Origin of the sequence: Amycolatopsis sp. NPDC006125, assembly GCF_040614195.1 — a bacterium.
Lineage (GTDB): Bacteria > Actinomycetota > Actinomycetes > Mycobacteriales > Pseudonocardiaceae > Amycolatopsis_E > Amycolatopsis_E tucumanensis.
In genome coordinates this window covers 1-7,299 of record NZ_JBEXTZ010000186.1, presented here as the reverse complement: position 1 = coordinate 7,299, position 7,299 = coordinate 1, and the positions used below count along the sequence as shown (strand labels likewise).

At 70.9% G+C, this 7,299-nt stretch carries 6 protein-coding genes; all 6 read right to left on the bottom strand.

Features of this window, described 5'->3' with window-relative positions; all coding sequences use genetic code 11:
* Window positions 1–35 precede the first annotated feature (35 nt).
* Window positions 36–1,685: a DUF11 domain-containing protein gene (locus tag ABZ193_RS42745; RefSeq protein ID WP_354714531.1), complete on the bottom strand. Its 1,650-nt coding sequence runs from the start codon at window positions 1,683–1,685 to the stop codon at window positions 36–38.
* A gap of 196 nt (window positions 1,686–1,881) precedes the next feature.
* Window positions 1,882–2,571, bottom strand: coding sequence for a class E sortase (locus ABZ193_RS42740; RefSeq protein ID WP_020417103.1), 690 nt, complete (start codon window positions 2,569–2,571; stop codon window positions 1,882–1,884).
* Window positions 2,572–2,596: 25 nt separating this feature from the next.
* Window positions 2,597–4,267, bottom strand: a complete 1,671-nt coding sequence (locus ABZ193_RS42735; protein WP_354714529.1) for a hypothetical protein — start codon at window positions 4,265–4,267, stop codon at window positions 2,597–2,599.
* A complete protein-coding gene (locus tag ABZ193_RS42730) occupies window positions 4,264–5,103 on the bottom strand; it encodes a septum formation family protein (protein ID WP_354714528.1) in 840 nt (279 codons plus the stop codon). Before ABZ193_RS42730 ends, ABZ193_RS42735 begins: the two co-directional genes overlap by 4 nt.
* A 53-nt stretch (window positions 5,104–5,156) precedes the next feature.
* Window positions 5,157–6,527 (bottom strand): glycosyltransferase family 2 protein, encoded by a 1,371-nt coding sequence (locus ABZ193_RS42725; RefSeq protein ID WP_354714526.1) that lies wholly within the window; start codon window positions 6,525–6,527, stop codon window positions 5,157–5,159.
* The gene (locus ABZ193_RS42720; protein ID WP_354714524.1) at window positions 6,524–7,108 is read right to left on the bottom strand and encodes an exosortase/archaeosortase family protein; all 585 of its coding nucleotides are present in this window, start codon (window positions 7,106–7,108) and stop codon (window positions 6,524–6,526) included. Before ABZ193_RS42720 ends, ABZ193_RS42725 begins: the two co-directional genes overlap by 4 nt.
* Window positions 7,109–7,299 lie beyond the last annotated feature (191 nt).

The window sequence follows — 7,299 nt, the reverse complement described above, 5'->3', positions numbered from 1 at the left end:
GCTCGCCGCGGTGCGACGAGCCGCCTTCTCCCCTGTCAGTTGAGGGTCGACCGCCGGCGCAGGAACCACGCGCCGGCGCCGGCCAGGGCGCCGAGACCACCGATGGCGAGGCTCACCACCGGCACGACCCGCACCGTCTTGGAACCGGTGTTGTTGCCCGGGTCGCTGTCCGGGTCGTTCCCGGTGACCTGGGCGGCGTTGGTCAGGTACTTCGCCGCCCCGTCCCCGTTGACCGCGTCCACCGTGCCGGAGATCTCGTAGCTCACCGAGTCACCGGCGGCTAGCGGGCCACCGGTGCAGGTGATCACGCTGTCCGAGCCGATCGAGCAGCCCGCGGGCACCTGCACGTCGACCAGGCCGGCCGGGATCGGGTCGGTCACGGTGTGACCGGAGGACTCCGCCGGGCCGAGGTTCATCACCGTGAGCGTGTAGGTGATGCGGTCGCCGGGCTGCACCTCGTCCTGCGGTGCGGTCTTGCTCAGCGCCAGGTCGGCGCTCGGGTCCGGCTCCACGAACGTGACCGTCGTGTTCGCGGGCGGGTTGAGCCCCACCAGCGACATGTTGCCGGGACCGTTGGTGTAGCTGCCTGCCGTGCCGGAGGTCACCGGCACGCTCACGGTGCACGACGCCATCCCCGCGGTCAGGTTGCCGGTCACGCTGACCGACGTGGCGCCGGCCGCCGCGGTCACCGCACCGCTCGGGCAGTTCGTCGTCCCGGCGCCTGCCACCGTCAGCCCGGCGGGCAGCGCGTCGGTGAACGACCAGCCGTTCTTCGCCGCCAGCTCGCTGGTGTTGGTGATGGTGAACGTCAGCGTCGACGTCCCGCCGGTGTTCACCTCCACCGGGCTGAACGACTTGTCCAGCTGCGGCGTCACGTCCAGGATCTTGATGTTGTCGAAGGCGTGGTCGTTGCCGGTGCCGCTGGGCTGGTTGTTGACCATCTGCACGCCGATCGAGCTGCCGTTGACCAGCACCGCGCCGTTCGACGTGTAGGTGCCGACAGTGGCCGACTTGGCCGGCGCCGAACCGATCTGGGGCACGTTGATCGTCCGTGACGCGCTGCAGCCGTCGATCTGGGAACCGACCGGGATCGCCGTCCCCGCCCCGTCGAGCAACGAGAACTGCAGCAGCGGGTGGTTGGCGAAGCAGTTGATCGCCGCGACGTCCACGCTGAACGTGACGAACCGGTTGCTGCCGCTGAACGGGATGTTCGAGGCGGTCTTGAACTCGACGTGCGGAGCACCCGGGTTGCCCGAGGTCATGGCCGACACCGCGTAGTTGCTGCCCGGGGCGATGCCGGTGTAGACGCCCAGCGCGTAGGCCATCTGCTGCACCGCGTTCCAGGTTCCCTGGTTCCCGCAGTCGTTGACCTGGGCGGTGGGCGCCACCGGCTGGGCCGGCGAGGCGATCCAGCCGTTGCACTGCCGCAGCCACGGCGCGTCGGCGGTGTATCGCTGGCCGCTGGCCCCGGCGTACTGGTTCAGCCGGACGATCGGGGTCGCGGCCGGACGGTTCTGGAAGTTCTCGGCGTAGATCGTCGTCGGCGCCTGTGGTGTGCCGGGCGACCCGGGGGTGGTGGCCATCGCGAACGACGCGCCGGCCGCCGCGACGACCGCCGCCACCCCGGCCACCGCGCCGGCCCGGCGCACCATGGACGACTTCCACCATTGTCGTGGTCGCGTCACGTCTCCTCCTCCATCGCAAAAGCTCCAATCCGATCGAGACGGTGCGAGCGGAACCGCCCGCGTAGACAAGACGGGACGAACTCACGCCGACATGACGCGCCCGGTGTCCGGTCGCCCCACCGTGGTGCCGTGCACCTGCGGAACTCCGCGCGGCGCCTCGTCCGATCGGAGGAGGTGTCGCGTGTGGACACCCGGCTCAGCCCGCCTCGATCGGCACGGTCCGGACGCCGGACAGACTCGCGTGGACGATCAGCCGCTGGTAGCTGGCCCACTTCGGGTTGCACGTCGTCAGCGTGAGAACCGGTTCGACCGGCTGCGCGCCCGGATCGCCGGGCACCGGCGCGATCACGCCGACGTCATCAGGCCGGACGATCTCGGTGCCGGTGACCGTGTAGGTGTACTCGGTCGCGCCGGCCTGAACCTGGATCGCGTCGCCCGCGGCGAGCCGGTCCAGATCCCAGAACACGCGCGGCGCGCGGTGCCCGGCCACGGCGAAGTTGCCCGGCTGGCCGGGAAAAGCGGTGCCGGGATAGTGGCCCGGACCGCGCCGCAGGTCGGCCAGTGTCACACCCTCCACGACCACCCAGCGCGCGCCCAGCCGCGGGATGGACAACCGCACCAGTGGCTGCCCCTGGGCCGGCACCGCCGCGTCCCACGGGTTGCCGACCACCGGCGCGGGCAGACCGGACGGATCCGGCTGCTCCCACTGCTGAATCAGTTCCTGCTCCAGCGTGCGTTGTTCCGCGCCGGTGCGGGCCGGCACGACGTACAGCTGGTAGACCACGAACAGCAAGGCGACGAAGCCGAGCGTGAGGCAGGTGCTCCCGAGGGCGCCGTAAACCCGTGGTTTCCACCCGATCCGCGGCCTCGCGGCGGCTGTGCTCACCGAACCTCCCATGCGGAACCCCCGCTCACACCGGTTCCAGTTCCCTTTCCCGTTCGCCGGCCCGCTCGGCGCCCGTGACCTCCCGCGTGCGCCTGCGCTGCCAGGGCCACGGCACGCCGGTGTTCGGCAGCTTCTGCCCGGGCAGGAACTGGTCCGGCCGGCCGATCTTGTCGATCGCGCCGAGCGCCGCCACCAGCGCGGGGAACAACAGGAACGTGCTGTAGACCACGAAGACCGAGTGCTTGACGATGTCGTTGAGCCCGTCCGACAGCAGCACGGACGCCAGCTGCGCCACGGTGTTGAGCGAGAGCGCCACGAGCAGCCAGCCGATGCTCCGGCCCGCGGCGCCGAGCCGCCGGTGCAGGGCGAGCCACGCGCCGAGCGCGAGCGAACCCAGCCACAGCACGGGGAACACCACCCAGCGGACCGGCCGGAACAGGGTGAACAGCGCTCCCCCGGCGAACACCCGGTTTTCCTGGCTGTAGGCCGGTTTCCCGCTGTCCGGCAGGTAGTTGCCGAGGTAACCGGGCCGGGCCTGGGTCACCGCGTCCAGCCCGCGGTCGAGCACCGCGAAGATCCGCGCCGGATGGGTGGCGTAGAACTCGACGATCCTGGTCATGCTCATGTCGTCGAGGAACTCGCGGTAGCCCTGCGGCACCTCTCCCGGCCCGGACAGCGCCAGGATCGACTCGCCGTCGTACCGGGCCAGGCTCTCGTCCACGCCGAGGTCCCGCAGGTCCTGCCGCGGGTCCGAACCCAGGGGCAGGATCGTCCCGAACACCTGGTGGAAGTGGTAGATCTCGGTGAGCCACCGCGACTGCGAGCTCGCGAACTGGACACACCCGAACACGAGCAACCCGCAGATCACGACCGCGGGCGTCCGCCGCAGCGCACCCACCAGCGCCCGCCGCCCGCGCCCGCGCGGCGGTTCCGGGCCGAGTTCGCGGCGCGTCCTGCGCAGTTTCTCCAGCCACGGGAAGCGCACCGGCCGGACCAGCATGGCGGGCAGCACCCCGGCGAACATGGTGATCGTCTGGGTCTTCGCCATCACCGTCCACAACACCGCGGCCGACACCAGCAGCAGGTCGGCGACGGTCACGAAGTTCCGGCGCAACAGGCGGAGCAGCGCGGCGACGATCAGCAGCATCCCGATGAGCGCGGCCGGCTCGCTCAGCGGCGAGACGAAGTAGGGGGCGATCGTGGAGTCGGCGGTGAACAGGCCGATCAGGGACACCACCAGCACCCGCACCCACACCGGGAGCGGGAGCGCGGCGCAGATCAGCCCGATGGCCAGGCCGAAGAACACCGACACGACCACCCCGAGCACGCGCAGGTCGAGCGCGTGGTCGAAGCCGAACACCGGGGTGAGCAGTTTCGCCAGCCACAGGAAGTACCACTGGCTGCTCAGGTACGGCTCGCCGGTGCCACCCGCGCTGCACGCTTCGCCGTACCAGACGTGGGTGTCGTACACCGGGTTCAGGTAGGCCCAGGTGTCGTGGCCGTTGGGCACGGCGGCGACCTGGAGCTGGCACATCAGGCGGTGACCGTCGAAGTTGTCCGCCAGCCCGACCGCGCCGCCGACGAACAGGCGGGCCAGCATGATCATGGTCCACAGCACGCACAGCGCGGTGGAGACCACGGGGATGCGCCGCCCCGGCTCAGCAAGCCAGGACCAGGTGCGCCGCACGGCGGTCACGCGCTCGCCCCCGCCGGGTAGGCCCGGACACTCCGGTCCAGGGTCACCGCCGGATCCGACGGCGCCAGCCAGCACCGGCCCACCCGGCTGTCCTGCCGGATCGACGGGTCGCCGGGCACCTCGACCACGACCGTGAGATCCGGCCGCGACGCCGGCGGCGCGCCCAGGTAGGCCTCCGCTTCGGGGCCGCACAGCTGGTGCGCCACGCCGACCATGAAGTCCCGGCCCTTCTCCACCTGGTCCGGGCCGAACAGCAGCCACGGGTTGACCAGCTCGCGGTTGTGCGGCTGGTCGCACGTCACCTCGCTGCCGTCGAGACGGCACGTGCGGAAACGGGACCCATCCGGGGTCTTCAGGGAGTCCTTGAACGGGAACGACACCGCCACCGGCGTCAGCTGCCCACGGGGCACGTTCATCACGTCGCACCGCATCCGCCGCTCGCCGCCGCGCCACTCCTCCTCGGTCGGGAAGAAGGCGACGGTCGTGAGGCCGCGGACGGCGTCCCGCTCGTCCGCGCCCACGTAGGCGTTCAGCACGTCACCGCCGCACAGCGGGGGTCCTTCCTTCTGCAGCAGCACCGGGCTGGGCCGCTCCGGCTGCGCGGCCAGGTCGGCGGGCAGCTCCACCACCTGGTAGGTCTCGGTGGTGTGCTCGCTGTCGCACGGCACCACCGGTTTGGTGTCGGTCAGGAACGCCCACGAGGTCTCGACCGGCTGATCGAGCCGGTGGCACGCCCCGACGTCCCACTTGGTGCGCAGCTCTCCCGCGCCGAGGCCGGGCGGGCTCTGGATGAAGCCCGCGGCGGCCAGCGCGACCCCGCCCAGCGTGACGATCACCAACAAGCTTGCCCAGGCGCCCCGGGCGATTGCGCGTCGCACTGTTCCCGACCTCATTTCGTGACGGCGCCGACGGCCGGCGCCCGCGCCCCGGCCAGCTCGCTGTTGCGCTGTGTCTTCTTCCAGCTGCCCCGGCCACTGACGAACCGGCCGAAGGCCCGCCAGGCGATGACGTAGTTCAGGACCGAGTACAGCGCGACCGACAGTCCGTAGTAGACGGCGGAGCGGCGGGTCACCCCGGGTTCGCAGCGGGACCGGTAGAACCAGCCCCAGATCGCGAACTCCGCGATCCCCACGACGCCGTAGGCGAACATGAGCAGCAGGCCGCCGTTGGCCAGGAAGCCGGCCATGAAGTCGCGGTAGGCCGCGGCGTTGAAGGCGAAGACCGCCAGCGGGATGACGTACACGATCGAGCCGACGACCTGGACCCACGGCCGCAGCATGAAGTAGAGGATCTCCAGGAAGCCTGCGGTGGAGAAGCACGGCGATCCCCACACCCGGGGCAGGTACCGGAGGCACTGCATGGATCCCTGCGCCCACCGGGTGCGTTGCACCACCAGGGGCGGCAGGCTCCACAACGCCTCCTGGTCCACCCAGGACCCTCGGCTGTAGGCCGTCCGCCAGCCCGCGAGCATCAGCCGCAGGCCCAGCTCGAAGTCCTCCAGGAGCGCGTTGCCCCAGGGTTCCGCCGTCTCCCCCGCGATGCTGTCCAGCGCGGTGAGCCGGTTCATCTGGCCGTTGCCGCCCATGTTCACGGTGCCCGTGCGGCGACGGATGATCTGCATGGCCGAGATCGGGCCGCGGAACTCGATGTCCTGCATGCGTGCGAGCATCGCCGCGAACTTGTTCGCCAGCGGCCCCTTGCCCGGCAGCGGCCGCTGGACGTCCCGGTTGACCATCCGGACCTCGACCTGCACGGCGCCGACCGCCTGGTCGGCGAACGCGTCCGGTCCTGCGCACAGCTCGAGCATGTTGGCCGACGGCCTGCCGTCCGCGTCCACCACCACGACGATCGTGCGGGCCCGCAGCTCCGAATCGCCGACGTGCCGGCTGATCTCGCGGTAGCCGTGGTTCAGCGCGGCGCCCTTCCCCTTGCGGGCGTCGGGCAGTTTCCGCGCCAGCAGGTGGATGCGGGGGTTGCCCGCCGCCCGCTCGGCGACGATGGCCGCGGTGCCGTCGCCGGAGGCGTCGTCGATCACCCACAGGTGCGCCTCGGGGAAGGTGCTCTCCAGGTACGCGAGCGTGCCGCCGATCACGGCCTGCTCGTCGCGGCAGGGGATGACGAAGTGCCAGTCCAGCTCGCCGGGGTCGCCCGGCCGCTCCGGCTTCGCCTTGACGAACCCGCGCACCAGGATGCACACATAGGCCAGGAAGACCAGTCCGAGGAAGAACGACAGGCTGATCGAGACTTCCAGCAGGCTCATCGGCCGTCCGCCTCCCGGCCCCGTCCGGTCGTGATCCTGATGTAGAGCAGGATCGCGACACCGCCCGCGGTGAGCATCACCAGCGACCCGATGAGGACGTGGGCCCAGTCGAGCCCGGTCTCGCCGAAGCGGCCGCCGAGCATCACGATCAGCATCAGCCGGATGTTGTTGGCGACCGCGATGATGAGGAAGCCGAGCAGCGTCGCGAGGACGAGCCGCACCCGGGAGCGGGCCCTGGACAGGAACAGCGCGCCGGAGGTCAGGAACAACGGGGCCACGAGCAGGGCGCTGCTGCAGGCCAGGGAGACGTTGATGCCCATGACGCCGGGCGAGGCCGACGTCCGGAAGTACAGCACCGGATGCCCGGGCACGGCGAAGGTGAATTGCCCGGAGACAGCGGTCACCAGTTCGCCGGCGAGCCACGTCTCGAAGATCCGGTAGCTGTCCTGGAAGGCGATCAGGGCCACCGCGACGCCGAAGCACAGCGCCGCGGCCAGCCATCCCAGCCAGGACCGGTGCGTGTGCCCGGACGGGTTCGCCGGGATCCCGGACCAGGGAACGGCGGCGCTCTCGCTCGTCACGCGCCCTCCCCCGTCGCCGCCCACCGGTTCGCCGGGCCACTTTCAGCTGTGCACATCGCTGATCCCACAGTCCTCTCGCTCTCTCAGCCGTGCCTGCGATCCGCGTCCTGGCTTGCCAGGCTCGTCCTGGGCTCCGGTGTTCGCGGTGTTGTCCGTGGTCACGCCGATCAGCTTAACCACGCCCACCGACG

Excerpts from the sequence above, each read along its gene's own strand:
- ABZ193_RS42725 (WP_354714526.1), bottom strand. The coding sequence starts at position 6,527 with ATGAGCCTGCTGGAAGTCTCGATCAGCCTGTCGTTCTTCCTCGGACTG.